Here is a 26008-nt window from a genome sequence, read left to right on the forward strand (position 1 = left end):
GAAGGAGGTACCGGAGATGAAAAGAAAACGTACCGCTATAGTTGCGGTCATGCTCATGAGCAGTCTGTTAATTACACAAAGTGTGAATTATGCGGAGGGCGAAACACCGGCGGTTACAGAGCAGCAAACGGCGGATACGCAGGATGCTGGCGTTGGAGCAGTTCAAACCGATCGCGCAGGCAAGGATAAATCACAGGAGGGCTCATCCGATGTAACAGTGACCTCAGACGCTGCAAAGTCTCCAGCGGCAAAGGCTGCGAACAAATCTGCTCAAGCCGAGATGTCTGTCCCTGCTGGTATGGAAGCTGTCGCGGAGAACGATGAGCTGATCCTGTATTTGCAGCCGGAGACGACCGAGATTGCTGTCAAGGATAAGCAGAACGGTGTGATGTGGTTTTCCAATCCGCAGGATCGGGAACAGGATGCCATTGCCACGGGGTATAACAAGTCTCAGCTGAATGTGCAGTTTGAGCTGACGTATTACGATAATGCGGGCAATGCGCTGAAATACGATAATTTTACACATAGTGTACAGAGTGGCCAGTTCGAGATTGAAAAAGTAGAGCATGGACTCAACATCGTATACACGCTGGGCGAAGTCAAAAGTGATATCGAAGCGATCCCCAAATATATTAGCGAGGAACGCTTTAACACATTGATTCTCGCGAAGCTGGAGGAAAAGGACCAGAAGGAGATCGAGAAGCGCTTTCGTCACGATGAGCAGAACAAACGTTATGAGAGACGGGACTCCTCTCTGAAGGGCGTGGGCTTGTCAAAGGTCACCCGCATTTTTGAATCCATCGGCTATGACGAGGCTCAGATTGCCATCGACAAAGCAGCTTACGGAGAGGAAGAAAGCGGGGGCGCCAATGTAGTTGTACCCGTTCACTATCGGCTCGAGGATGGGCGCTTGAGGGTATCCATACCCGAGAATGGCATTGAATATCCTGAAGCGATGAAAATTCAATCCCTGTCCCTGCTGCCGTTCTTCGGAGCAAGCGGGCCTAAGGAGGAAGGCTACATTCTGGTGCCTGACGGTTCGGGTTCCCTGATTCATTTTAACAACAAAAAGACGTATGCATCACCTTACAGTACAGCGCTGTACGGCAATGATCATGCAATCAATCAGCTTACACAGATTCAGAAGGAGCAGAAGGCGAGAATGCCCGTGTTTGGTATGAGTTACGGAGATAAGGGATACCTCGCTGTCATTGATAAAGGGGATGCGGTTGTCTCCGTTGAGGCGGATATCAGCGGCAGACTGAATCAGTACAATACCGTGCATCCCAGCTTTGCGCTAAGCAGTATGGAGGAGGTTACGCTTACGAATGGCTGGCGTTCCAGCACAGTCAAGCGGTTTCAGGCAGAGCCCTTTCATAACGAGATGGCTGTTGTCTACGAATTTCTGAATGCGGACAATGCGAGTTATTCGGGGATGGCGTCCAAGTATCGGGATTATCTGATTGGGCAAAAGAAGCTCACACGCCTGGCAGACGACACGACATTGCCTTTCTACGTGGAACTGATCGGAGGCATTCCGAAGAAAAAGTTCTTTCTCGGTATTCCGTACAATGCCTATGAGCCGCTGACTACGTTTGAAGAAGCACAGGATATCGTAAAGGAGATGCAGGACCTTGGTGTGAAGGATATCCAGCTGCAATACTCGGGATGGTTTAACGGAGGGGTACATCACGATCTGCCGAAGTCCATCCAGGTTGACAAGAAGCTCGGAGGTACAAAGGGCTTGCAAAGCCTTCAGGCATATATGCAAGAAAATGGCTTCGGGTTGTACCCGGATGTATCTTTTCTGGAGGTGTTCCCGGAGGCGGATGCATTCAGGAAATCGTACGCGTCACGTCAGATTACGGGCAAACTCGCACAAGTTCTTCCGTATCGCATGTCCACGTTTACGCGGGATGAGGAGGCTTCTCCGGGGTATGTTCTCAGTCCCGAGGCCGTACCGGGCATTGTGAACGGATTTATGCAGGACTATGCAACGCTCGGACTCAAGGGCATTTCGCTGCGCGATCTGGGTGATCAGCTTAACTCCGATTACAACCGGGCTAAGGTGATCAACCGTGAGCAAGCCAAGCAGGTTGTGGTAGAGCAGCTTGAGCAAGTGAAGGCTTCCTCGGATGCATCTCTACTACTGGAAGGTGGCAATGCGTACGCCAGTCCTTATGCCAGACATATTGTAGACGCTCCGATGAGCAGCAGTGGATTTAACATCACGGACGAGACGATTCCTTTTTTCCAGCTGGTCTATCACGGCTACATTCAATACACAGGCACGGCATGGAATATGGCTGAGGATCAGGATTCTCTCAAGCAGATGTTGCGAGCGATTGAAACGGGCTCAGCGCCGTATTATACGTGGTTCCACGCTGATCCGTCTGCGATCAAGCTGACGGGCTTCGACGAGTTATATTCAGCCGATTATCGGCGCTGGATTCAGGAATCGGCTGAGCGGTATGCTGAGCTGAACGAGGTGCTGCATGATGTGCAGAATCAAACCATTGTCAAACATGAAAAGCTGAGCGAAGGTGTCTATCAGACGACGTATGAAAAAGGAAAAACAGTCATTGTGAATTACAACGATGCTGCTGTGAAGGTGAACGGTGTAAGTGTGGCTGCGAAGAGCTACCAGGTAGGAGGTGACACGCCGGAATGAAATTCAAAAAATTATCCTTGGAGCAAAAAAACAGATATTACGGTCTGTACTTCATCCTGCCCTGGTTCCTCGGGTTCCTGTTTCTGTTCATGGTGCCGCTGATCTCGTCGTTCCGTTACAGTCTGAGCAATCTGCAGGTGTCTAACGAAGGTTTTAGTCTGGAATTTATTGGTCTGGCCAATTTCCGCGAGGCTTTATTCTCACACGAATCCTATGTGCGCATGTTGACGGAATCGGTAATCAATATCGTGGTGAATACACCATTAATCATCATATTCAGCCTGTTCTTTGCCGTTATTCTGAATCAGAAGTTCCATGGCAGGGTGCTGGCGAGAGCGATTTTTTTCCTGCCGGTTATTCTGGCTTCGGGCATTATTGCAAGCATCGAAAACGGCGATCTGATGCAATCCGTTGTCCGTAATGCAAATGATATGACCGGCGGCGGTTTATCCGTCATGAAAAATCTGGATCTGACCATTATGCTGCTCGAGTCTGGCATGAGTCCGATCCTGGTTGAATATTTGACAGGAGCAGTAAGCCGGATTTACGAAATTGTCAGCCAGTCCGGTGTGCAGATTCTGATTTTCCTTGCTGGCTTGCAGTCGATCTCGCCATCCCTATATGAAGCCGCCAAGATTGAAGGATCAACGGGATATGAGGCCTTCTGGAAAATCACATTTCCAATGCTAAGCCCCCTGATTCTGACAAATCTGGTCTATACCATTGTGGACAGCTTCATCCGTGATCAGACGAGCCGGCTTGTGGTGGATACTGCCTTCAAAAGCTTTAATTTTGGACTCAGTGCGGCAATGTCCTGGATCTATTTTGCCGTCATTGCACTGATTCTGTGGGTAACCACTGCGATTGTGTCCCGCAAGGTCTTTTATCAAAATTAGCTATATCATTTGAACTAATCTTTTACACAAAAACGGAGAGGGAGGCCTGACATGAAGACAGAAACCGCAGCAGGGCAGCCGTCTGTGAAAAAGGAATGGCTGCAGCGCTTGGGTTCCACGGCCTACTGGTTTGAAGGGATCAAGAAGTGGGCATGGATTCTGGTCCGGTTTGTGCTGATTTTTGGCATATCATTTGTAATTCTTTATCCCATTTTATTGAAAATATCGATATCCTTCAAAAGCATGTCCGATCTGTATGACCCTACGGTGATCTGGATTCCGCGAACCTTTACGCTGGAGAACTTCAAGCTTGTCTTCACAGCGATGAATTACCCTGGCGTGCTGATGAATACCTTGTGGTTATCGTCAGCGGTGATGCTGTTGCAGACGATAACCTGTGTGCTGGCAGGCTACGGGTTTGCACGAATCAGGTTCAAAGGCAGCGGTTTGTTGTTTGCTGCAGTGATCTTTACTATTCTGGTGCCCACGCAGACGATCATGATCCCGCTGTATCTGAATTTCAAAAACTTTGATGTGATGGGGCTGATTGAGCTGTTTCGCGGCAGCCCTGCCAATCTGATCAACACGTACTGGCCGTTTCTGATCTCGGCAGCCCTTGGTATGGGGGTCAAGACAGGCTTGTACGTGTACATTTTCCGCCAGTTTTTCAGAGGTATTCCGCGTGAAATCGAAGAGGCAGCATATGTGGACGGAGCGGGGTATTTCAGAACATTCGGGCGAATTATTCTGCCAAACGCGATACCTTCTATGATTACCGTCATGCTGTTTTCGTTTGTATGGCAATGGAATGATTCCTTTTTCACCAACATGTATCTGAACGAGCCTAAGGTGATGTCGTCAATGATGTCATCATCCGGGTTCACCATTGCAACCTATTTGACGGGCGGCGGTCAGGCTGCTGCTTCGTATACGCAAGATCCGTTTTTCATGTCAATGATGATGAACACCAGTGTGCTGATGGCGATTCTGCCGCTCATTATTATTTATCTGTTCGTTCAGCGTCATTTCGTAGAGAGTGTGGAGCGTTCCGGTCTTGTAGGATAATGAAAAGCCGGAGATGTGATACAGGAGATACGTAACTGGAGCTGAAGATTTGAAAGCAAGAGAATGCTTTTGGGAAGTTTGCAGGCCATTCGGGGCGACCTGTCTAAACAGACGGTCTCCTGAAAGGTACTGCTGGCAATGAAAGTTGGCTGCACAGGTCAGGAAGAGGGGAAGAGAAATGGAGAGTAATACACAAGAAACACGAGTGAAACCGGATAAGAGGGTAACGATTAACGGGGGGATACGTTATCAGCGCATAGACAACTTCGGAGCTTCAGATGCATGGTCGATGGAACCACTCGGCAAGTATTGGAATGAAGAGAACAAAGCTCGGGTAGCCGATCTTTTGTTTTCCAGGGAAAAAGGGATCGGATTATCCGCTTGGCGTTTCAATATCGGCGCTGGATCGGCAGAAACGGATCAGGATCGCATTCCTGACCCGTGGAGGCGAGCGGAAGCCTTCAAAATGGCGGAGGAAGGTGAATATGACTGGAGCAAGCAGTCAGGTCAGCAATGGTTTCTGAAGGCAGCTCATGATCGGGGTGTAGAGACACTTATCGCCTTTGTGAACAGCCCTCCGGTATGGATGACCAAGAATGGTCATGCCCAGCCTGATCCAGAAGTCGGTTCCACTAACCTGAGAACAGGGTATGAAGGTAAATTTGCAGCCTATCTTATGGACGTATTGGCACATTTCAAGCAAAAAGGGCTGGCATTTGATTACATCAGTCCGATCAACGAGCCGACATGGGACTGGAACCAGGCTTGGCAGGAGGGCAATCGCTACAATAACGATGACCTAAAACAAGTCATTCTTGAGTTATATCGTCAGCTGCAGCAGAGTGACCTGCACACGCGAATAAGCGCACCGGACGGTGTGGAGATCACTTCACTGCTGGACGATGAATATTATCGTCAGTTTGCGGGCAGCGGAATTTATTCCAGTGGTGCAAACCAGCTGGGGACGGGCAAATACCGGGAGTACATAAAAGACCTGATTGGCGATCCTCAGATGAAAGAAGCCATTGGCAACAAAATCGCTTCCCATTCCTATTGGTCCGATTACAGTAATCCGGGAGATGATCGACTGGTGAGGCTCAGGCAGCTGCTTCACAACAACCTCATCCATTACGATCAAGACAGCAAATATTGGGTCACGGAATATTGCATTTTGGGGGATTATGGACCTGGACGTGATTTAGGCATTGAAACAGCGCTGCATGTCGCAAGAACAATTCATTTTGATCTGGTTGAAGCACATGCCGCTGCCTGGCAGTGGTGGACGGCTGTCTCCAAGGTGGATTATAAGGATGGACTGATCTATACGGATTATCAGGAACCTGGAGACGAACAGAATATTCTGACCTCGAAAATGCTGTGGGTGCTCGGCAACTACAGCCGATTCATCCGTCCCGGAGCAAAGCGAGTTGAACTCAACGGACTAGGAGAGGAAGCTGACAGCGGCCTGCTCGGTTCTGCCTACATTCATGAGGTTGAGCAGACGTTAACGGTTGTTTTCGTAAACCATGGTGAACAAGATAAGGGCATTCAAGTGAACCTTCTGGAACTGGGCTTGAATGGACCGATTACCACAATGGAGTCTTATGTGACCAGTGCTGAACTTGATTTAGCCTCTCAGGAGACAGTTACAAGCGAGGCAGGAGAGCAGTCATTTATCCTGACTATTCCGGGGAAATCTGTTGTGACCTTCGCTGGTGGTGTTAAAGAATAGAATTGAAAGAGTAAATAGTCAGGGTTTCACTCGATATCGCCCATGATATAATGGAGCTTGATACATGCAGAAATGTGTTATTAAGCTAAATTATGTCATGGGATTTTTCTAAAATTGTAACCCAACCATATCATCCGAAAAGGGAGGGAATTCATGAAAATCAGGAGAAAGAGAATGATGAAGGAACAGGAAAGCAGCAAATTTCAGATGATCAAGTGTTCACCACCCTGAAAATCATTCGTACGAACTGGAATAAAACCCCACTGGCTCTGGATGAAGGAAGTACGATTGAAGCAAAAGAATATTTTGTTGTGCATCGCAATCTAACAATTATGGGATCGCAGTGGATTCCGGCAGAAGTTTATTCGGTATGGGAACAGATTATGTACATGTGAAAAAAGGAGAACGAAGAACGCTGTATTTGGCGTTTAATCCAGAATCCAATAAACTACGGATATTACCTGCCAATCTGGTCAGTCAATGAAAGAAATCATAACAGAATGCATATATTCATTTACACGTGAACGGAGAGGACAGAAAAAAACTGGGGATAACAGAAGATTGTTCTGTCATCGGAGTGGATTGTGTAAAATTCTTAAATCAACTTAAAAAGCATCATTCACAATAGAAATCGGAGGCTGATTCAATGGAAAACAAAGAAACGTTTAACCTTGTAGTTAATGAATATGAACAATATAGACCCGTCTATCCGAGCGAAATGTTTGAAGATATTTTTACATATGTACAGATCAATCAAGAAGATTCCATTCTGGAGATTGGATGCGGAACAGGGCAGGCTACTGGAGGTTTGGTAAGTAAGGGCTACACAAACATTACGTGTATTGAACTTGGAAGTAACCTTGCACAGTTCACCGCAGACAAATTCAAGGCATATCCCTCGGTCCAAGTGATCAACACTTCTTTTGAGGACTGGAACAACGAAGGAAAGCAATTTCAACTGATCGTATCAGGAACAGCATTTCATTTCATCAAACCGGAAATCGGTTATCGCCGGGCGTGGGAGCTGCTCGAGGATCAAGGTGGCATTGGCCTTTTCTGGACGATTCATGTTCCGACCTTTGACCCGCTGCATGATGAAATTCGTTCCCACTACACCGCTTTAGCCCCTCATCTCGATGATTCTCACTATCCTTCGCCAGATGAAGTGATTCAGGAGCGTAAGGAAATTACAGAACAATCCGGCTTGTTCACGGATATTGAGGTTAAGGAGTATAACTGGATACAGACTTGCTCCAGCGACGAATATGTCGCATTATTGAATACAAATTCCAAGCATCAGCAGCTGGCTGAGGATGTTCGGCGTTCACTGCTGGAGCGAATCAAACATTCCATTGATGATGCAGGTGGAACGATCGATAAACAGCACAAGGTTGCTCTATTTCTAGGGAGGAAGAACATATGAGTGATCTGCGTTCAACATATAATATTCAAACGGCGGTGTTAAGTTTTCAAGAGGAGTTGGAGCGGTTAAAGGTTCAGGCCATCATGGGGTGGCCCAAGGAGTTCCGCAATCTGGAATGGTATGGTTTGAAAAACGGGATGCGTGTATTGGAGGTCGGAAGCGGACCTGGTTACATCACAGAACAGTTGCTAGACAGTCTTCCGGGCAGCGAGATTACATCGCTTGAGATTGATCGTACGTTACAGGCGCAAGCCAAAGAACGACTGAAAGACGTTTCTTCCGAGCGATTGAAATTTGTGGAATCCAACATTTATCAGATCGATCTGCCGGATGAATCGTTTGATTTTGTCGTGGCAAGACTGATCTTTCTTCATCTGAACAATCCTATCGAAGCAGCGCAGGAGATTTACCGTGTACTCAAGCCCGGTGGCCGCCTTGCCATAATAGATGTGGATGATGGTGTCTTTGGGGCAGTCAATCCGGACGTTCCTGCATTGCACACCGTATTGATGAAAATTTCGAAGGTTGTTGCACAACACGGCGGTAATCGGTTAATTGGCAGAAGTTTGCCGCGACTCCTTTCTGAGAGCGGATACATGAATATCGATATTGATTCCGTTCTGCAGCACAGTGACGTGCTGGGCATCGAAGGTTTCAAGCAGCAGTTTAACCTGCAGCGTTTTGTACATTTTGTAGAAAAAGGTGTGATCAGTTCGGAGGAATTCGCTCAGCTGCAGCAAGCTTTTGAAGCGATAAATCATTCACCGGAAGCTTATGCCATGATGAATTTTATTACAGCCTGCGGCACGAAGCCGTTGTAAGAGCTGCGCACGTTTGAAATATGGTTTACTTGCTTGGTGCTCGGACACGGTCTATGACAGAATAAGATTCCTAAGAGACGGAGGGTGGGAATGAATATAACTCAAGCTTTTCAGGAAACTGTAGTTCAAGGAGATCACCGGGGCATGATTGATTTACTGAAAAAATACGAACAAACTAACAGGCTGTCCATCAATGAACGCGGCTGGGTGTACTGGAATGTTTCAGATGGCTATGCCTTGTTAAGAGAGCCGAAACCGCTGTATGCCAATCATCTGGCATTCTTCGAATGGGGAAAAGAAAACCTCGCGCCGGAGCAGTTACACTGGATCGTTACGGATTCGACACAAGCTTTGTCACTTTCTCTAGGAGACGACTTTAATCATTGGATCGATTGGTACCAGTATGCTTGCGATCATGCACCGAAGCTGGATTCCAATCGCGGCGCTCGTTTCGAGAGCCATCGGGCATTATGCGGCACGTTCTGGGCATTAGAGAGGTACAGCGAGATGGCCCAAGTACTGGAGAACATGGAACAGCTCATTGAGGAAGATGATCAGTGGTGCAATCTTCTTTTTGCCCGGATTACATATAACAAACAGCGTCTGGCTTATCTGTATCACTCCAGAGACGAAAGAGAAGCAGATTCGCTACTGCATGATACGATGCATTTAATCGATAAGATCGATTGGTCTTCCTTGGATCAGATGAAAAAAGAGGAAGTGATCGGCAGCTGGCAGTGGCTAAATGCATCCAGAAGCTCACAGAGAGATATTCACATTGCGATGAATAATCTGGCATGCATGTTGACGGACATCGAGAAGCATGGGGAAAGTGTGAGATTGTTCACCCGGCTGCAAGATAGCGGATATGCGTTGAATGGGTATGCTTTTTCCAAGTATCTTTGTTCGGTTTGGGAGTCAGAAGGGATTGAGGCTGTTCGGGAAGAGTTAGCTGCCAACGCGACTTTTGAAATGTCTGAATTGGTTAAACATAGCCCGAGGCTATCTGAAGTCCTGGAGCAACTTAAGCATGACAAGAATGAGAATTAGTAGAGGGCAGTAAGAAAGTAGGAATGTATGTGATGATGCACGATATTTTGTTCAGTAGGTATCCGAATGTGAAAATTATTGAATTAACAGGGGGCTATACCAATAACACCCTTCTACTTGAGGGAACTGATCCATTGATCATTGCCAAAATCTATCATGTGAATAATACAGATGCAAAAACAGAAATAAGTGCACTTAAACTGTTAACTCATTCTAAGTTGACTCCGCGAGTGTATGATTCCTTTGAACAAGATGAATGGTTGTTTGTTACGATGGACTACGTTCCGGGAGTAAACGCGCAGGCGCTTATCGATCAAGGTGGCCTGGATCAAGCCAAGACAATATATGAGCAGCTTGGGGTATATCTTGCTACAGACGTGCACTCCATCAAACGAAATCGTGGCGAAGCAGAACTGCCAGTGATAGAGAAAACAGCTGTTCATATGCACGAACTGAAGTTTGTCCCCTCTGAGATGATCAGTACAGTAAAAGAGGTATTGAGCACTCTGGATCAAAGAGAGCAAACGTTGATTCATGGTGATTACGGACCGCATAATGTAATGTTATCTGAGCATTCGATGTTCATTTTGGACTGGGAGTGGGCAGGATGGGGCAATCCTCTGTTGGATGTCGCATGGGTAGTGTGGTTTGTACATCTTCATTATCCTCATATGGCGAAGGAACTCTCAGAAGTTTTCCTCAATGCATATACAGAACGTACAAATATTGAAATAACAGGTGAGGTGATTCGGACATATTCCGTATCGAAGGTAATTCAGATTATGAACCGAATTAAACATGCTCATCCAGATGTACAGAAGGAATGGCTGCGAAGATTGGAATGGACGCTGCAAACTAATTTTGGTGTAAACAAAGGAAACGATTAGGAGGAATATCAAATGACTGTTCAGGTAAAACCAGTTTCAGTGGATGATTGGTTTGCTTGTACTCAATTAGAGGTAAGTGAGCAACAGAAAAAAATGTTCCCTGCACCCGTCGTTTATTGGTTGGCTGAATCCAGATTTGTTACAGATTTTCAACCCATGGCGATCTACAACGATACGAATCTGGTTGGTTTTGCAGTGTATTCCGATCAAGCTCATGATATGAGTGACTATTGGCTTCCTGCTCTAATGATTGACAGTAAATTTCAAGGCAGAGGGTATGGAAAAGAAGCATTGCTGGCTTTAGTTCAATGGATGAAAACAACGCTGAACTGTGAACGTATTCTGATAGGACATAGACCTGAGAATCGGGCGGCAAGTAGTTTGTATGAATCTCTCGGTTTTCACCGGATAAGTGAAGAGCTTAGCGATGGTGAGGTTGTTCGAGCTTTGAAGTGCAATTGATGGACGATATCTGCTTAGGTACAACAGTTTTATTCAAATAGGAGATAGGATCATGGATTCAATACAATTTAAAGTTGAATATTCAGAAGAGCAAGAGGCTTCCGTTATTAGTATTTATGTTAATGATGAATCTTTGATCGAGCGCATGAAACGTTACGAAGCTCAATTCGAGTCCGAAATCGCTGATTTGTATGAAGGGCTTAATATCGATTTGGTGGATCATATTGAAGCACACTTTACAGGCAGGCTGCAGGAGGATGATATCTTTAATTATGAAGGAAAAACCTTAGTTCTGGGCTGTAACTGTGGACTGCCAGGTTGCTGGCCGCTGTTGGTGAAAATCACAGAAATAGGTGACTCCATCATTTGGAGTCATTTTGAACAACCCCATCGAACGGAAGATTCCGCAGGAGGATACTGGGATTATTCTAATTTCCGCCCTCTCCATTTTCACAAAAGAGATTATATTGAACAGCTCAATAACATCTCTAGGTCTGATTGACCCGCTCGAATCGTCTTCAAGAGAGGAGGTACAGACGAAGATGAACATTTTCAAAAAGCTGACCTTCTGGTTTGTGCTTTTCTCGACAAGTTAATAAAAGAGGATAGAAGCAAGAAACACACTGGGAGGTGACGAATTTGTCTCGTTTATATGGAGAACGCATCGTGCTCAGAGAATACCAGGATGCCGATCTGGAGTATATGAAAACGTGGGTTAATGATCCGAATATAACAGCCAATTTATCAGACAATTTCTTATATCCTCATTCAAGTTATGCGACAGAATCTTTTTTCAAAACAATGGTTGAGGGGACGTCTGCCAACAAAAGCTTTGTCATCGGGGATGCAGCATCACTGCAATATATCGGTCAGATTGACCTGTATAAGATAGATTGGAAAAACCGCTTCGCGTCGCTAGCCATCGTCGTTGGAAGAAAAGAGTGCTTGGGCAAAGGTTATGGCAGCGAAGCGATCCGTCTTCTTCAGAAATTTGCGTTTGAAGAGCTTAATCTCAACCGCTTGGAACTTGAAGTATATGAGTTTAATCAGGCGGCTCACAAGTGTTATCTCAAGTGTGGATTTCAAGAAGAAGGGCGATATCGAAAGAAAATATATAAGAACGGAACATATTGGGACAGTCTAGTGATGAGTATTCTGAAAAATGAATATGAAAAATAAGCACACGTATCATTAGTTCTCTTTATTACCGCGTCATAGCCCTTGGGCTGGACAGCGGTTTTTTTATTTCCAGCATGCAGCTGCGTGAAATCTTTTAAAACATTTGCAACAATTGTGATCAACAATACAGCAATATTGTTCAGATTATATCGAAATAACTGTGATACAATTCATTGTAAAGCGCTATCATTTTAAATTATTGAACTATATTGCTATTTATATTCTGAGAAGGGAGATCCTCATTGATGTTAACCATACACACCCCGACGAATATGGCATTGCAGGAGAACGAAGTTTATGTACGGTCAGAAGCTGATAATTTTCAGGATGAATGGCCCGTGCATACGCATAACGGTTACGAGATTCATTATTTTATTCAAGGGGATGCAACCTTCTTGATCGGTGACCGAATATACAAGCCGCAGCCTGGGGATATGTTTATTTTCAGAGGCGGAGTTCCCCATCGGATTAATCCTTCCAGGGAGATTGTATACAAGCGGAGTTTTGTTAATTTTACGGAACTTCTGCTAATGGACATGCTCGAACTTAGTCAATTAGATAATCTCATGTCCATATTTCGTCATCCGAATGGATTATTGGTACACTGGTCTCCCGAGGAGCGTGAATACATTACAGGCACATTTAAGGGGATCAAAGATGAGATGGATGCCCGAAGTACGGGATGTAAAACGATGGTCAAGCTAATGATTACTCAGTTGCTGCTGCGAATTTACCGGAAAATGACCAGCGAACAGTCTGCCGATCCAATTCTGATTTCTTCCCAGAAGCAGTCCAGTGTGAGCCGGGTTTTACACTATTTAAACCAGAATTATGCGGAGAATGTTTCACTGGATGAACTCTCCCAAACGCTGCATTTGAATAAATATTATATCTGTCATTCCTTCAAGGAGACTACGGGATATACCATCAGTAATTATGTCATACGCAAAAGGGTAGCAGAGGCCAAAAAGCTGCTGATCTCCACAGATGCACCGATTTTGTCCATATCAGAGACACTTGGCTTTAATACACCTGTATATTTCAGCAGGGCTTTTAAACAATATGTAGGTGTCTCGCCGCAGCTTTTCCGTAAAAACGAGTTGCTTAACGCAGTTAAACACCATTAATTCTTCTGAAGGAGATGTTGATATGACAAGAAAAACATGGATTAAAATGAGCATCAGCGTTCTAATGATCGCGGTGCTTGCCATACTGACTGCTTGCAATAATACGGGGAACAATGCCAGTGGTAAACAGTCAACGCTCGATTTCTTATGGTTCTCGGATGGGAACGAAGGAGAAGTCGTTAAACAAATTATTAAAGATTACGAGCAGAACAATAGCAACGTTAAAATCAATCTCATTGAAGTCGGCTTTAAAGATATCCAGACCAAATTAAAAACGATGTTATCTGGAGGGAAACCGCCAGCATTGAGCCGGGTTACAGATACGGGGTCTTTTGCGAATCAGGCCGTTGATCTTACCCCTTATGTCGAAAATGCGGAACAATTCGAGGATCAATTTATCGATTCCCTTAAACCTTATTATGTTATGGATAACAAACTGGTAGCCGCGCCGATGGATGTCACCGCGAATGGATTGATTTATAACAAAACCTTGTTTGATAAAGCCGGTGTCAAAGTGCCAACTTCTCCAGATGACGTATGGACCTGGGATGAATATATCGCTGCATTAAAACAGGTGATGGCCAAAGGCGGAGCACGATACGGGATGGTTTGGGATGTCACTCCGCATCGGTGGTCTACGCTGTTGTACCAGAATGGCGGAAGCATCTTGACGGAGGATGGCAGCGCGGCAGCGATTAATAGCGAGGCTGGAGTTCGTTCTATGGAGATGTTCAAACAGCTTCATCAAGATGGAATCATGCCTGAATCGGTATGGCTCGGTGGAGAGAACCCGAACAACCTGTTCCGTTCCGGTACAGTAGCAACTCACTGGGCTGGTAACTGGATGATTAACAACTATAAGGATATTACCGACTTCGAATGGGGAGTTACCTATATGCCAAAAGGTACGCAGCGTTCTTCCGTGCCAGGAGGAAAGTTCCTTATGGCTTTCAAAGGCAGTGGACAAGAGCAGGAGGCAGCTAAATTCATCGAATATTTAACGTCCAAGGAAGTCAATTCCAAATATAATCAGGAGTCACTGTTCATGAGCCCACGTAAAGACAGTGCCAAGCTGAATTACGAATTTGGCAAGGAAATGTTTGAAGTGTTTTCCGATGAACTGAAAAACAGTTCGCCTCTTGCAGCGAGTGACTGGTCCAAGCAAACACTGATCTCCAAAATTTCAACGGACTTGAAAAACAATATTATGGACGTGTTATCCGACAAAGCAACCCCGCAGCAAGCCTTGGACATTATGGCCGAGAAGATTAACGAAGCGATTGCCAGTCAATAACACGTAAAGCGTGACATAAAGTTACGTGGTAATCACAATGGGGGCTTATCGATTCCTGTTAGGCCCCCTTTGCATGTATTTATAAGGAAGGAGCATACAGATGAGCGAAACACAACGATCCAATCCAAAAACCTTGGCAAGACAGAACAGGAAGCTTCTCATCGCTCCGTATCTGTTTATACTTCCCAACCTCCTGATCTTTGGTATTTTCATCGTTTTTCCCTCTTTGCTGGGATTGTATTATTCTTTCCATGTTTACGATGGACTGAATCCGATGAAGTTCAACGGTTTGGACAATTATATCAAGATCATGACAGATGGGGAATTCTGGTCAACCATTGGCCGAACAGGCGTCTATGCCGTCATTGTTGTTCCGCTAATTTATGCAGCAGCATTAGGTATTGCTTTGCTGCTTGCTCGTGAGATTCGAATGCGCAGCTTCTTCAGGGCCATATTTTACTGGCCAACCATGATATCTTTTATCATCGTAGGTTTGACCTGGAAGTGGATTTTCGGAGATTCGTTTGGCATTCTGAATCATTTGCTCACGATGGCAGGTGCCGAGCCGATCGGCTTTCTGACCTCATCTTTCTGGGCCAACACGGCCGTAATTGTCGCAACGGTATGGTCACGGGCGGGCTTTTTCATGGTCATTTTTATCGCGGGCTTGCAGGCTATACCTACAGATTATTATGAGGCAGCTCGTTTGGATGGAGCAACGGGTACCAAAGTGTTTCGTTATATTACCCTGCCGCTATTGAAGCCGACAAGTTTGCTCGTGGTCATGCTTTGTCTCATTGACGCATTTAAAGCCTTCCCACTTATGTTTGCGCTTACAGGCGGAGGCCCGGGCAAAGAAACCACGTATATTGTTCAATATATTTATGAGATTGGCTTTAACAGGCAGGAATTAGGTCTTGCCAGTGCCATGTCCGTCGTTTTGTTTATACTTATTGGCGGTTTCTCGGCACTTCAATTCCGCTTATCGAAAGGAGGGGCTGTCTGATGGTGATGAAACCTATGGCCAAAATAATGATCTACGGTATATTGATTGTGGCCGCAGTGTTGTGGCTCCTGCCTGTGCTGTGGGTTGTGATCTCTGCCCTGAAGACCAATAGCGATCTGTACAGCTTTCCTCCAAAATTGTGGCCAGATCCAGTGACCTTTGAACATTTCACGGCGGCATTCAAAAAAGGCGATTTTGGCTTGTATTTTATGAATAGTACGATTGTCACGCTGTCTTCAACGCTGCTGCTGCTGTTGATTAACTCCATGGCAGGTTTTGCACTTGCAAAGTATCGTTTCCGTGGAAGCTCAATTATATTAATTGCTTTTATCTCGACCCTTATGATTCCCATTGAGGTTATCATGATTCCGATCTTCAAAGTGCTGAGTGCACTTGGTTTATATAATACGCTGCTTGCAATCATTATCCCGCCTGCCGCAACTCCGACAGGGGTGTTCCTTATGCGGCAATACTTGCTGACCGTACCGGACGAGCTGCTGGAAGCGGCACGAATGGATGGAGCGGGTGAATGGAAAATTTACTGGAGCATTATTCTTCCCATAGCAAAGCCGATCCTCGCTGTGCTTGCAATCTTTTCTTTTATGTGGAGATGGGATGACTTTGTATGGCCGTTAATCGCAATTAGTGATCCATCCAAATATACGATCCAGCTGGCGCTTTCTAATTTTATTGGTGAATACAACGTCGATTGGGGAAGCCTGCTTGCGATGTCCGTCATCACGATGCTTCCGGTACTGGTTGTGTTTATGGTTTTCCAGCGTTATTTTGTCAGCGGTATGATTACTTCAGGCATGAAAGGATGAGTTAGATGTTAGAACCCACCCGTAGCGGGATGCAAACTTTGGATTACAAGCCCATGACATTGGGCGGTAATCAGGTTATCAATCATTGGTTAATCAGTGGCATATATACGCAGCCTGTAGCTTTTGTTCCAACAACGATGGAAGGCGATATTAATGATTGGCTTATTGATGGATTTGCCATTCATGAGAACCCGTGCAGACAGGAATTTGTTGAAAATAGAAGATCACAATCTGTACCCCGATTTTTTGAACAATTAAGTGAGTTTCCAAGTCCCGGGGATCATTTCGAGGGGGAGCAGGATAGGATGTCCTGGGAGATTTATTCTCCCTGGGGTAATCCACGAGTAGAGAAATCAGGTTTTTGGTTTGTACCTACCCATCTTCGCAGTTATGCGGCGACACGCCTCGTATCTCCGGTCGCTCATACGGCCTCATTCCGAATCAAAACGTATGGAAGCTTGACACTGTGGATCAATGGAGAACAGGTGACGGATTTTGCGCCGCTCGTTCGCAACAAGGAGCAGGAAGTCATTATTCAAGCCGAACTGCTAGCCGGAATCAATGAGATTTATGCCTGCTGGGAGGATCTGGCTGAACGAGATACGATGTATGCATTTGCAGTAGAATACCTTGGGAACGAGCAATTACATATTTCACTGCCTATTGCTTCCCATTTGGTAGAGCCTGTGCAATCCGCTGAGCGAGCACTGGAACAAGCCTATTTCGCTTCAGATATTTTTAGAGGTGAAGAGATTAAGCTTCGTCTTCCACTTCCCTTGCCAGATATGGTTAGAGAGATGCATGTCCAGTATGGCAACTTCTTTGATGGCACCGAAAACAAAACGATTCACTTCGCTGAGAAAGAAACGGATCTGATTCTGGGACATACCAATGAACTCGGCCATCATTACGTATACTTCACACTGACGATTTCAGTTTCAAACGTATTGCTTACCAAGAAGTTCGGATGTCAATCCTATGATACGCGTTATGATGAGGCTGCCCGGCAAGCTGAGGATATGCAAGCTCGCAAATCCCTGGCTCTCCAGTGCATTGCCGAGAAGGGCTGTCCTAACATTCACACGGCGATCGCCATGCTCAAAACAAATGGCAATGTACAGGAAGCGGAGAACATGCTGCTGGAAGGCATCGAAGGCATTGAACAGCGGAAGGATTGCAGCGATTTTTATCTTGTTGGATTGTTCCGCCTGTGGAGAGATGAACGCAATAGCGGTTTGTTCAGTGAAGCGTTCTGGGATCGGGTAAAAGCAAGTATTTTGAACTATCGTTACTGGATTGATGAACCTGGTGACGATGTGATGTGGTTTTTCAGTGAAAATCATGCCTTGTTGTTCCACACCAATGAGCTGTTAGCTGGACAACTGTTTGGGGAAGAAATGTTCACGAATAGTGGGGAAACGGGTGAAGTGCATCGTCAGAAAGCGGAGGAGAGACTTGCCTTATGGTTTGAGCGCTTCATGGATGAAGGATTGGCAGAATGGAATTCCAGTGCATACATTCCGATCGATGCTGTAGGACTCTTGCATATCTATGAGTTTGCTCAGAATGAACAGCTTAGACAGCAAGCGAAAAAAGCTATGGATTTATTATTTTATTATATTACGGCTCAGATGCATCAAGGGGTCATGTCTACTACGTTTGGGCGTAGCTACGAGAAGGAATTGCTGGGTAGTTATGCGGCGGGAACAACGTCAATGTGCTGGATCGGTTATGGTGTCGGTCACGTAAATAATTATTCAATCAGCAATGTAGCCTTGAGTTTATCCGATTACATGCCTCCCGCGGAATATCAGGAACATCTCCTGCTTGAGAAAAATCAGCAGCTAACGTTTACCAATCAGCAGGGCAAGGGAGGATATGCCAAACTCTATCATTATCGAACAGCAGAGTACGCACTTTCATCCATCATACGCTTTAGACCAGGCAAGCAAGGTTATCAGGAGCATGTTAATCATCTCTCTTTGTCACCTGAGGCGCAGGTATGGGTGAATCATCCCGCAGAAATATACAAGCATGGAGATGGCCGCCCTTGCTTCTGGGCTGGTAACGCGATTTTGCCCGACGTCGTTCAGCATGAAGCTATAGCTTTGATGATGTTTGATATTCCAGCAACCCATACTTCAGATTGGACACATGCTTATTTTCCTACAAGTTTCTTTACAGAGTGGGAGAAGCATGAGAACTGGTATTTTGCCCGTCTGGATAAAGGGTATGTGGCGTTATATGCAGCGAATGGAATGAGCATGGAGAAGAACGGAGTGACAAGAGAGCGTGAGCTTATTTCCCCTGGATTGCGTAATGCCTGGATCATCAGGGCAGGAAACGAACTGCAATTCGGATCATTTAGCAACTTTGTTAACCAGGTTTGCTCCACCAGCCCGCAATTCGACAGCACTTCTCTTACGCTCAGTCTGATCGACCCTGTATATGGTTCCATTCAATGGGGAATGAACAAACCTTTTCTTATTCAAGGGGAGGAAGTCATCCATTCAGGCTATGGAGTAAAGGGACAGTTGGTGCTGCAGGATATAAAGCGTTGAATCGTGTGTAATAAATCTAGGGAGTGACAGCCATAATGCCGAATCAAGACGTACTTCTGGAGAACATAAACAAGGTATCCGATGCGATGAAATCGATGAAAAATACAAGCATCAATGAACAGTTTCCGATTGGACTAATCGATATCCATTTGTGGGAATGGCCGCAAGGGGTTGGACTTTATGGTCTCCTTCAGCTCTATGAAGCAACAAAGGATGCAGAGGTGCTTCGTTTTCTTGAATCCTGGTACGATGCAAGATTAACGGAAGGATTACCGGAGAAAAATGTAAATACGTGTGCTCCGATGCTTACGTTGATTTCACTATGCGAACTGACCGGGAACAAGAAGTATGAACGTGTCTGTGAAGAGTGGAGCAGCTGGATTATGGAGGAACTGCTGCGAACCGGCGATGGTGCATTTCAGCATATGATCACGGGTGATGCAAATGACGGCCAAATTCTGATTGATACTCTATTTATGACCGTGTTGTTTTTGGCCAAAGCAGGAGTGCACTTTAAGAAACCAGCCTATGTGGAAGAAGCCAAGCGGCAATTCCTTGTGCATATTAAATATCTCTATAATAAACAAACCGGTTTGTTCTATCATGGCTGGGATTTCAATGAAAATCATAACTATGGTGCTGTTCATTGGGGAAGAGGCAACGCCTGGTATACGGCTGGAGTGATGGATTTCCTGAATATCATTCCGATTGAGGATGGGCTAAAGGCTTATCTGTTAGATACAGCGACTGCACAGGTTAGAGCGCTTGGCAAGCTGCAGCATGAGGACGGGATGTGGCACACGGTTCTGGATGATCCAGACTCGTATAAAGAAACCTCCGCAACGGCAGCGTTTGGATACGGTATTCTTAAAGGGATTCGGTATGGCTACCTGGACGAGTCCTATCGGAATATCGGTATGAAGGCACTTGAAGCGGTGCTGCGACACATTGATGATAACGGAGTAGTACAGCAGGTGTCTTATGGAACGCCTGTGGGCAACGATGCCCAGTTTTATAAAGAAATACCGATCAGTCCGATGGGTTATGGGCAAGCGCTTACCCTGTTTATTCTGATTGAGGCATTACGGATTCCAGAAGCCGAATAAATGTTGTTTTCGTGTGTATGAATGATTAAATCTCACCCTATAGAATGAGCCCTTAAGGGTCTATCTATAGGGTGTTTTTGATGTGTGCCAAGGCTGTATTAATGAAGCTTAAGCTATTCATGAGAAACATTGTTCTGATTGATTTCAGTAATCCCCGTATCCATAAATTTCTCAACATCAAGCCTGTCGCTTGAACGAAGCAGCGTTTCAATAATTTCCGCTCCCCACTTCCGTTCATTCTGTGAGATTACAGCCGATAACTGTCCATTCGTCAGTCCTTTATTACTTATAGAGGTGTCACCTAAAGCAATAAGATGCCTGTTTAACCCTTTGGCTTTCCAGACAAGAACAGAGGCCGAGACAGATACAAAATCCAGCCCGACCACCGCATTAAAATGCGGATGGGCATTAATCATGGCTTCAATATCGGCTGCAGCTCGAGCTTCATTGCCTTGATTGTATTTGACCTCCAGCACTTCAATCGCTGTTTCATTGCGAATATAATCAATAAATCCGTTCAGCCGCTGCTGCAGCCCGTGCATCTCTTGCAGCCCGCTTTCGACCAAAATCATACCTTGATTATGCAGCAGTCTTGAGGTGGTGATCGCGAATTGCTGTCCTGTACGGTAGTTGTCAGCACCGATATAAGCAGTGCGCTTGCTGGAAGGAGCATCGGATTCAAACGTCAGCACGGGAATACCGGCTGCTATTGCTTTATCAATAACAGGCGTGAGCGCTGCTGCGTCCACAGGGGATATGGCGATGCCATCAACGCGCTGTTTGATCATGTTCTCCAGAATGCGGATTTGCTGCTCCGTATTGGCTTCATCTGGCGCATTGACGTTCAAGGTGACATGATGCTTTTCAGAGGCCTGGGCAGCGTCCATCGTAATCATCTCGTAGGTTGGATATGTCATCGGGTAGATGATGCCGAAGGTTTTGTTCTTCTCAGGTTGGTCTGTGGGTGCCGCAGCATTCGGACCGGTAGCAGGCACACTTGAATCAGAAGTTACGACCGCACAAGAAGTGAGCGTGAATAGAAGCAGCATCGTAAATAGGAGCCAGGCAGTACATTTGAATTTAGTCATACATGGGCTCTTCGATCTGATCGGATGGCGGCTCATGAAATGGCATAACTCCTTGTGAGCGAAATTCTTTGGGCGTGCAGCCCGTTGTTTTTTTGAAAATATTAGAGAAATAGTGCGGGTCATTATAACCTACCTTGTAGGCAACTTCAAAGGTCTTGTTGCTTGTTGTTTTCAGCAGTTCCTTGGCCTTGTTGATACGCACCTGAGTTAGATACTCTGTGATCGTCTGACCGGTTTCCTGACTGAAAATTTTGCTGAGATGGCTTGAACTGATTCGAACATGGGCAGAGATGGTTTTCAATGAAACCTGCTCATTATTATATTGTTGTGATACGTAGGATTTGACCTGATCAATGACATCACTATATTTGCCAGAGGATGCAGCCCTCCGCTGCCATAATTGATCCAGCAAAGTGCACAGGTACTGCTTGCAATGCTCCCAGCTTTCAATGCTCTCGATCATCTGCTGCAGGCTCCTGATATTCTCATCTGCATCAGCCCCCATCCGAAATAGCTGATTCGCCATGCGAAAGGACTCGAGGGTCAGATCGTTTAACAAATAAAAGCCATACGTTGAGGTATGCCAGTCAACAGATTTCAGCGGGGAAGCAAATTCCCGTACAAAGCTGTCACGCAGCTGAGGGCTGCCGAGCTTGAGAAATTCAAGGAACTGACGGCGATCCAGAAAAATATTCATTTTCTCATGCAGCTGAATGCCGCGCAGCGAAGCTTTATTTTGCAGGGTCAGACGTGTAATATATTTATCTTCATCTGCTTCCAGATAGGAAATATGAATGCCCTGCAAACGTTCCTGCATGCTGCCAATACCCAGAATGATGCTGCAGTTAAACTGCTGCTCCAGCTCCAGACGGGTATGCTCCCTAAGCGCTTCCAGACACGTGTTGATGCTGTCCTCCGAGTTGGATTTAAGCAGCAGCACCAATTCGGTGCGGCTTCGGATGTAAGCCAGAAGCTCGGCATGCACGCTGCAAGCTGTTTCTAGAACATGGAGTATTTTATTCAGCAGCTGCTCCGAGTGCTGAGACTCATCGTGTAGTCTTATATCGACAATGGCGATGGCGTAGAACCTGGCTGATAGGGGGAGTGACAGCTTCTTGGCGGAATCAATAGCATCACTTGTACCGATGAGACCACCACACAGATCGGCCAGCAATTTTTCTTTAGTCATGGCAAGACTCATCATCCGCTGCTCCTCTTCATCCATTTTCTGGCTGACCTGATGCAAAATCTGAAGAAGTTCTGCCGCGCTGACAGGCTTCAGGCAATACTCGGTTACACCAAGTCGGATCGCTTCCTGAGCATAACGGAATTCATCATGACCGCTCATAATAATGATCTTGATCTGAGGCTTTTGGGCACGGATGATGGAGGCCAGCTCTAATCCGTTCATAAACGGCATTTTAATGTCGGTGATCAGAATATCAGGTGCCCATTCTTCAATTAAAGGTAAAGCCATCTCTCCATCAGGGGCATCCCCGCAATAATGAAACCCTTCCTTCTCCCAATCGACGCTGCTGCGAATGTTTTCCCGAATAGCAATCTCATCGTCTACAATTATCACCTTTTTCAATGCCGAACCTCCTTGCTCTTTGGAATTCGAATTTTAAATGTACTGCCCTCCATATATGTGCTTTCCATTTCTACGCCATAGGAAGGACCGAAATAGAGCCGAATCCGGTGATGTACATTCATCAGACCAAATCCGCCTTCCTGCTCTTGTTTGGGAGGGGAATGGAAGTCTGAAGATTGTTCCAGTGCTTCTCTTAATTGAGCCAGCTGCTCTTCAGACATGCCAATACCATTGTCCTGTACGGTCAGCACGATACTTGTTTCATCAGCACAGGCCTGGATCAAGATATGCCCTTGACCACGTTTGTTTTTGATCCCATGGTAGATCGCGTTTTCGATCAGAGGCTGCAGTGTCATTTTCAAAATCGGATAATGCTGCAGCTCAGGGTCAACCTGGATTTCGTATGACAAAATATCGTGATAACGCATCTGCTGAATAACCAGGTAATTGCGGGCATGGTCCAGCTCGGTTTGAATCGTTATCCAATCGAAGCCGTTGTTCAGACTTAAACGAAAGAATTTAGAGAGGGCCTGAACAAGCGTGATCACACTTTCCTTTTTGTCAGCTTCAGCCATCCAGATAATCGATTCCAGTGTGTTATACAGGAAATGCGGATTAATCTGTGCTTGCAGTGTGCGCAGCTCAGCTATTTTAACCTGCTCATTTTCCTTGATGCTCTGTTCCATCAGTGCTTTGATCTGCTCCAGCATCGTATTAAAGCTTTGACCGAGATCCGCGATTTCGTCAGAGCCGGCAGGGGAGACCTTGGCTTCCAAATAACCGCTCGCCGCCTTGCGCATCTTGTTCATCAGAATCTGAATGGGGAAAATCAGTCGATTATTCAGGAAAAAATATAAAGAAATAGCAAAGAATGCGCTTAACAAAACACTGATGATGATTAACTGCCGAATGCTGTTGGCCTCTGCGAGAATTTCTTGAAAAGGAGCTGCTCCGACGATCTGCCATCCCGTTTGTTTTGACGTGCTGTATACGACAAATTGGGGTTTGGCACCTGTGGACAGATTAAAGCTGTCCTTCCGGGCGTGTACGGACATTGAATTAATCTGCTCGATGACGGCAGGCGTGGCCTGCCCAGATGGCGGTTTAAACAATGTCTGACCATATTGATCATTAATATAAAAGAAGCCGGAATCCTTGATCTTTGTTGTTGTCAAAAAATTATCAATGAATGCGTCATTCATATCAATCACAATAAAACCGATGACCTCCTGTGTAATGCGTTCTTTGACAGTGGTCATAATTGAAAGCGCATTCTGCTTTGGGTACACAAATCCGTCCAATTGATTCTGTTCAGCGTAGGGTGCTGCATGTGGGATGCGTAAAATGGCATCGGGATATTGCACCAGATACTGAAAATAGGGATTCCGAAGCGGGTTGCGTTCCAGCTTGAATACGCCTTTGCGTTCACTGAGGCCTTTGCCATAGAAATTAACAAAAGAAATATTCAGAACCTTATCATATTTGTAGGTTTCACGATAAAGATTGTACGTCTGTAAAATGGCTTTGGCTTCGGCATAAGACTCGGATTGGGAGTACAAATATTGAAGCACCTGCGGATTTTTACCCAGCTCCAGCAGTCGTTCTGTATCCTCGAACATCATATCAATGTTTCTTGCAAGCTGATCAGCAGCCAGCTGTGTGGAAGCTTTGTTATGATTCGATACAACGGTGTACGACTTATGGTAAGAGATTAATCCTACAACGATGAGCGGCACTGAGCTGAGGATGATGAACATGCTGAGCAATTTTAGTCTGAGGCTTGAAGTTATCCATTGGACAAGTTTCAACGTCTTCCACTCCATCTGAAGGGATCAGGATAATATTAGGTAGCATTATTATAACATGAATTTTAACCATTACAGATGATCGCAAAATAGTACACCAATATCCAAAGAAATTCCACATTTTCACAGCAAGTCCTCTAAAATTACTAAATTATTACATAAAAATCGCATCACATTCCATGTTAGTTCATGTTGTAAGCGTTTTATAATGTGATCACACCGCACAAGGTGAACTTGAAAAGGGAGGATCAACTGATGCGAAGCAAAAAAAAGTGGGGACTAGTAATAACGCTGGCGATGGTCATGCTTGTCAGCACGGCCTGTAACAGCAAAGGAGCATCCGGCACAGAACAGACGAACTCGACAGGGGGAGAGGGGAGTACACCCGCGAGTGCACAGACCATTACCCTTGGTTTTTCTCAGGTCGGTGCGGAGAGTGGCTGGCGTTCAGCGAATACAAAATCCATTCAGGATTCAGCTAAAGAAGCTGGCTATGATCTCAAATTCTCGGACGCACAGCAGAAACAAGAGAATCAGATCAAAGCCCTGCGCTCTTTTATTCAGCAAAAGGTAACCGTTATTGCCTTTTCACCAGTGGTGGAGTCCGGTTGGGATACGGTACTGAAGGAAGCCAAGGACGCAGGTATTCCTGTGATTCTGACTGACCGCGCGGTGGATTCAGCTGATAAATCCTTATACAAAACGTTTATCGGTTCAGACTTTGTGGAAGAGGGACGTAAGGCGGGACAGTGGCTGGCGGATCAGTACAAGGATGCGCAAGAGGACATTAATATCGTTGAATTGCAGGGTACAACAGGTTCTGCACCAGCGAATGACCGCCAGGAAGGGTTTATGGAAGTGATCGGTTCGAATGCCAAATTAAAAGTCATTGCATCGCAAACAGGTGATTTTACACGTGCCAAAGGCAAAGAGGTTATGCAGGCTTTCCTCAAAGCACATAAAAAGATCGATGTTCTGTATGCACACAATGACGATATGGCACTTGGGGCTATTCAAGCCATTGAAGCAGCCGGCTTGAAGCCGGGCGTGGATATTAAAATCATTTCTGTGGATGCCGTGAAGGATGGAATGCAGGCAGCAGCTGACGGAAAAATCAATTTTATCGTTGAATGTAATCCGCTGCTTGGACCTCAATTAATGGAAGCAGTGCAGGCCGTCGTGGACGGCAAAGAGATTGAAGCACGTATCGTTACTGACGAAACCACCTTCACATCCGAGCAAGCCAAAGAAGCATTGCCAACACGTGAATATTAAAAGCAAATGCGAATAACAAAGAAAAGTCATTTTTCGACCTGACTGTCGCTAAATGACTTTTTTCTGTAGCAACCTTGCAGATACCTGATGATCGCTTTATTCGATCTGACTATATAAGGTGAACTATTCATTTACACGTTAACGG

The 26008-nt window shown here is 45.5% G+C and carries 22 protein-coding genes; 19 read left to right on the forward strand and 3 right to left on the reverse strand.

Annotation, left to right across the window (positions count from 1 at the left end; all coding sequences use genetic code 11):
* Window positions 1–16 precede the first annotated feature (16 nt).
* From HNR77_RS16570 to bglB, 18 genes are all read left to right on the forward strand, one after another.
* On the forward strand, window positions 17–2671 hold the full coding sequence (locus tag HNR77_RS16570) for a DUF5696 domain-containing protein (protein WP_184186527.1): 2655 nt from the start codon (window positions 17–19) through the stop codon (window positions 2669–2671).
* On the forward strand, window positions 2668–3567 hold the full coding sequence (locus HNR77_RS16575; protein WP_184186530.1) for a carbohydrate ABC transporter permease: 900 nt from the start codon (window positions 2668–2670) through the stop codon (window positions 3565–3567). The genes HNR77_RS16570 and HNR77_RS16575 overlap by 4 nt, the downstream gene beginning before the upstream one ends.
* A 51-nt stretch (window positions 3568–3618) precedes the next feature.
* The gene (locus HNR77_RS16580; RefSeq protein WP_184186532.1) at window positions 3619–4632 is read left to right on the forward strand and encodes a carbohydrate ABC transporter permease; all 1014 of its coding nucleotides are present in this window, start codon (window positions 3619–3621) and stop codon (window positions 4630–4632) included.
* A gap of 178 nt (window positions 4633–4810) precedes the next feature.
* Window positions 4811–6364, forward strand: coding sequence for a glycoside hydrolase (locus HNR77_RS16585; RefSeq protein WP_184186534.1), 1554 nt, complete (start codon window positions 4811–4813; stop codon window positions 6362–6364).
* 92 nt (window positions 6365–6456) lie between these two features.
* Window positions 6457–6759: a hypothetical protein gene (locus HNR77_RS16590; protein ID WP_184186536.1), complete on the forward strand. Its 303-nt coding sequence runs from the start codon at window positions 6457–6459 to the stop codon at window positions 6757–6759.
* A 251-nt stretch (window positions 6760–7010) separates the two neighbouring features.
* The gene (locus HNR77_RS16595) at window positions 7011–7787 is read left to right on the forward strand and encodes a class I SAM-dependent methyltransferase (protein WP_184186538.1); all 777 of its coding nucleotides are present in this window, start codon (window positions 7011–7013) and stop codon (window positions 7785–7787) included.
* Window positions 7784–8608, forward strand: a complete 825-nt coding sequence (locus HNR77_RS16600) for a methyltransferase domain-containing protein (protein WP_184186540.1) — start codon at window positions 7784–7786, stop codon at window positions 8606–8608. The genes HNR77_RS16595 and HNR77_RS16600 overlap by 4 nt, the downstream gene beginning before the upstream one ends.
* A 90-nt stretch (window positions 8609–8698) precedes the next feature.
* On the forward strand, window positions 8699–9658 hold the full coding sequence (locus HNR77_RS16605) for a hypothetical protein (protein ID WP_184186542.1): 960 nt from the start codon (window positions 8699–8701) through the stop codon (window positions 9656–9658).
* A 23-nt stretch (window positions 9659–9681) separates the two neighbouring features.
* Window positions 9682–10545 carry a phosphotransferase family protein gene (locus tag HNR77_RS16610; RefSeq protein WP_221443883.1) on the forward strand — a complete coding sequence of 288 codons (864 nt, stop codon included), beginning with the start codon at window positions 9682–9684 and terminating at the stop codon, window positions 10543–10545.
* A 12-nt stretch (window positions 10546–10557) separates the two neighbouring features.
* On the forward strand, window positions 10558–11007 hold the full coding sequence (locus HNR77_RS16615; RefSeq protein ID WP_184186547.1) for a GNAT family N-acetyltransferase: 450 nt from the start codon (window positions 10558–10560) through the stop codon (window positions 11005–11007).
* A 52-nt stretch (window positions 11008–11059) separates the two neighbouring features.
* The gene (locus HNR77_RS16620) at window positions 11060–11509 is read left to right on the forward strand and encodes a hypothetical protein (protein WP_184186549.1); all 450 of its coding nucleotides are present in this window, start codon (window positions 11060–11062) and stop codon (window positions 11507–11509) included.
* Window positions 11510–11646: 137 nt separating this feature from the next.
* Window positions 11647–12186, forward strand: a complete 540-nt coding sequence (locus HNR77_RS16625) for a GNAT family N-acetyltransferase (protein WP_184186552.1) — start codon at window positions 11647–11649, stop codon at window positions 12184–12186.
* A 245-nt stretch (window positions 12187–12431) separates the two neighbouring features.
* Window positions 12432–13313: an AraC family transcriptional regulator gene (locus HNR77_RS16630; protein ID WP_184186555.1), complete on the forward strand. Its 882-nt coding sequence runs from the start codon at window positions 12432–12434 to the stop codon at window positions 13311–13313.
* 22 nt (window positions 13314–13335) lie between these two features.
* Window positions 13336–14607 carry an ABC transporter substrate-binding protein gene (locus HNR77_RS16635; protein WP_184186558.1) on the forward strand — a complete coding sequence of 424 codons (1272 nt, stop codon included), beginning with the start codon at window positions 13336–13338 and terminating at the stop codon, window positions 14605–14607.
* Window positions 14608–14707: 100 nt separating this feature from the next.
* Window positions 14708–15613, forward strand: coding sequence for a carbohydrate ABC transporter permease (locus tag HNR77_RS16640; protein ID WP_184186561.1), 906 nt, complete (start codon window positions 14708–14710; stop codon window positions 15611–15613).
* The gene (locus HNR77_RS16645) at window positions 15613–16437 is read left to right on the forward strand and encodes a carbohydrate ABC transporter permease (protein WP_184186564.1); all 825 of its coding nucleotides are present in this window, start codon (window positions 15613–15615) and stop codon (window positions 16435–16437) included. The genes HNR77_RS16640 and HNR77_RS16645 overlap by 1 nt, the downstream gene beginning before the upstream one ends.
* A gap of 29 nt (window positions 16438–16466) precedes the next feature.
* Window positions 16467–18998 carry a hypothetical protein gene (locus tag HNR77_RS16650; protein WP_260410605.1) on the forward strand — a complete coding sequence of 844 codons (2532 nt, stop codon included), beginning with the start codon at window positions 16467–16469 and terminating at the stop codon, window positions 18996–18998.
* 35 nt (window positions 18999–19033) lie between these two features.
* Window positions 19034–20104 carry a beta-galactosidase BglB gene (gene bglB / locus HNR77_RS16655; RefSeq protein WP_184186570.1) on the forward strand — a complete coding sequence of 357 codons (1071 nt, stop codon included), beginning with the start codon at window positions 19034–19036 and terminating at the stop codon, window positions 20102–20104.
* Between the two features lie 113 nt (window positions 20105–20217).
* Here the strand turns inward: bglB and HNR77_RS16660 are convergent, their stop codons facing one another.
* Genes HNR77_RS16660 through HNR77_RS16670 form a run of 3 tightly spaced genes read right to left on the reverse strand, consistent with a single transcriptional unit; the run spans window position 20218 to window position 24591 of the window.
* Window positions 20218–21192: a sugar ABC transporter substrate-binding protein gene (locus HNR77_RS16660; RefSeq protein WP_184186573.1), complete on the reverse strand. Its 975-nt coding sequence runs from the start codon at window positions 21190–21192 to the stop codon at window positions 20218–20220.
* The gene (locus HNR77_RS16665; RefSeq protein WP_311768643.1) at window positions 21185–22774 is read right to left on the reverse strand and encodes a response regulator transcription factor; all 1590 of its coding nucleotides are present in this window, start codon (window positions 22772–22774) and stop codon (window positions 21185–21187) included. Before HNR77_RS16665 ends, HNR77_RS16660 begins: the two co-directional genes overlap by 8 nt.
* A gap of 5 nt (window positions 22775–22779) precedes the next feature.
* On the reverse strand, window positions 22780–24591 hold the full coding sequence (locus HNR77_RS16670; RefSeq protein WP_184186579.1) for a cache domain-containing sensor histidine kinase: 1812 nt from the start codon (window positions 24589–24591) through the stop codon (window positions 22780–22782).
* A gap of 252 nt (window positions 24592–24843) precedes the next feature.
* Here HNR77_RS16670 and HNR77_RS16675 point away from each other — a divergent pair, with 252 nt between their 5' ends.
* Window positions 24844–25863 carry an ABC transporter substrate-binding protein gene (locus HNR77_RS16675; protein ID WP_184186582.1) on the forward strand — a complete coding sequence of 340 codons (1020 nt, stop codon included), beginning with the start codon at window positions 24844–24846 and terminating at the stop codon, window positions 25861–25863.
* Window positions 25864–26008 lie beyond the last annotated feature (145 nt).

It is taken from the genome of Paenibacillus sp. JGP012 (assembly GCF_014203995.1).
Classification (GTDB): domain Bacteria; phylum Bacillota; class Bacilli; order Paenibacillales; family Paenibacillaceae; genus Paenibacillus; species Paenibacillus silvae.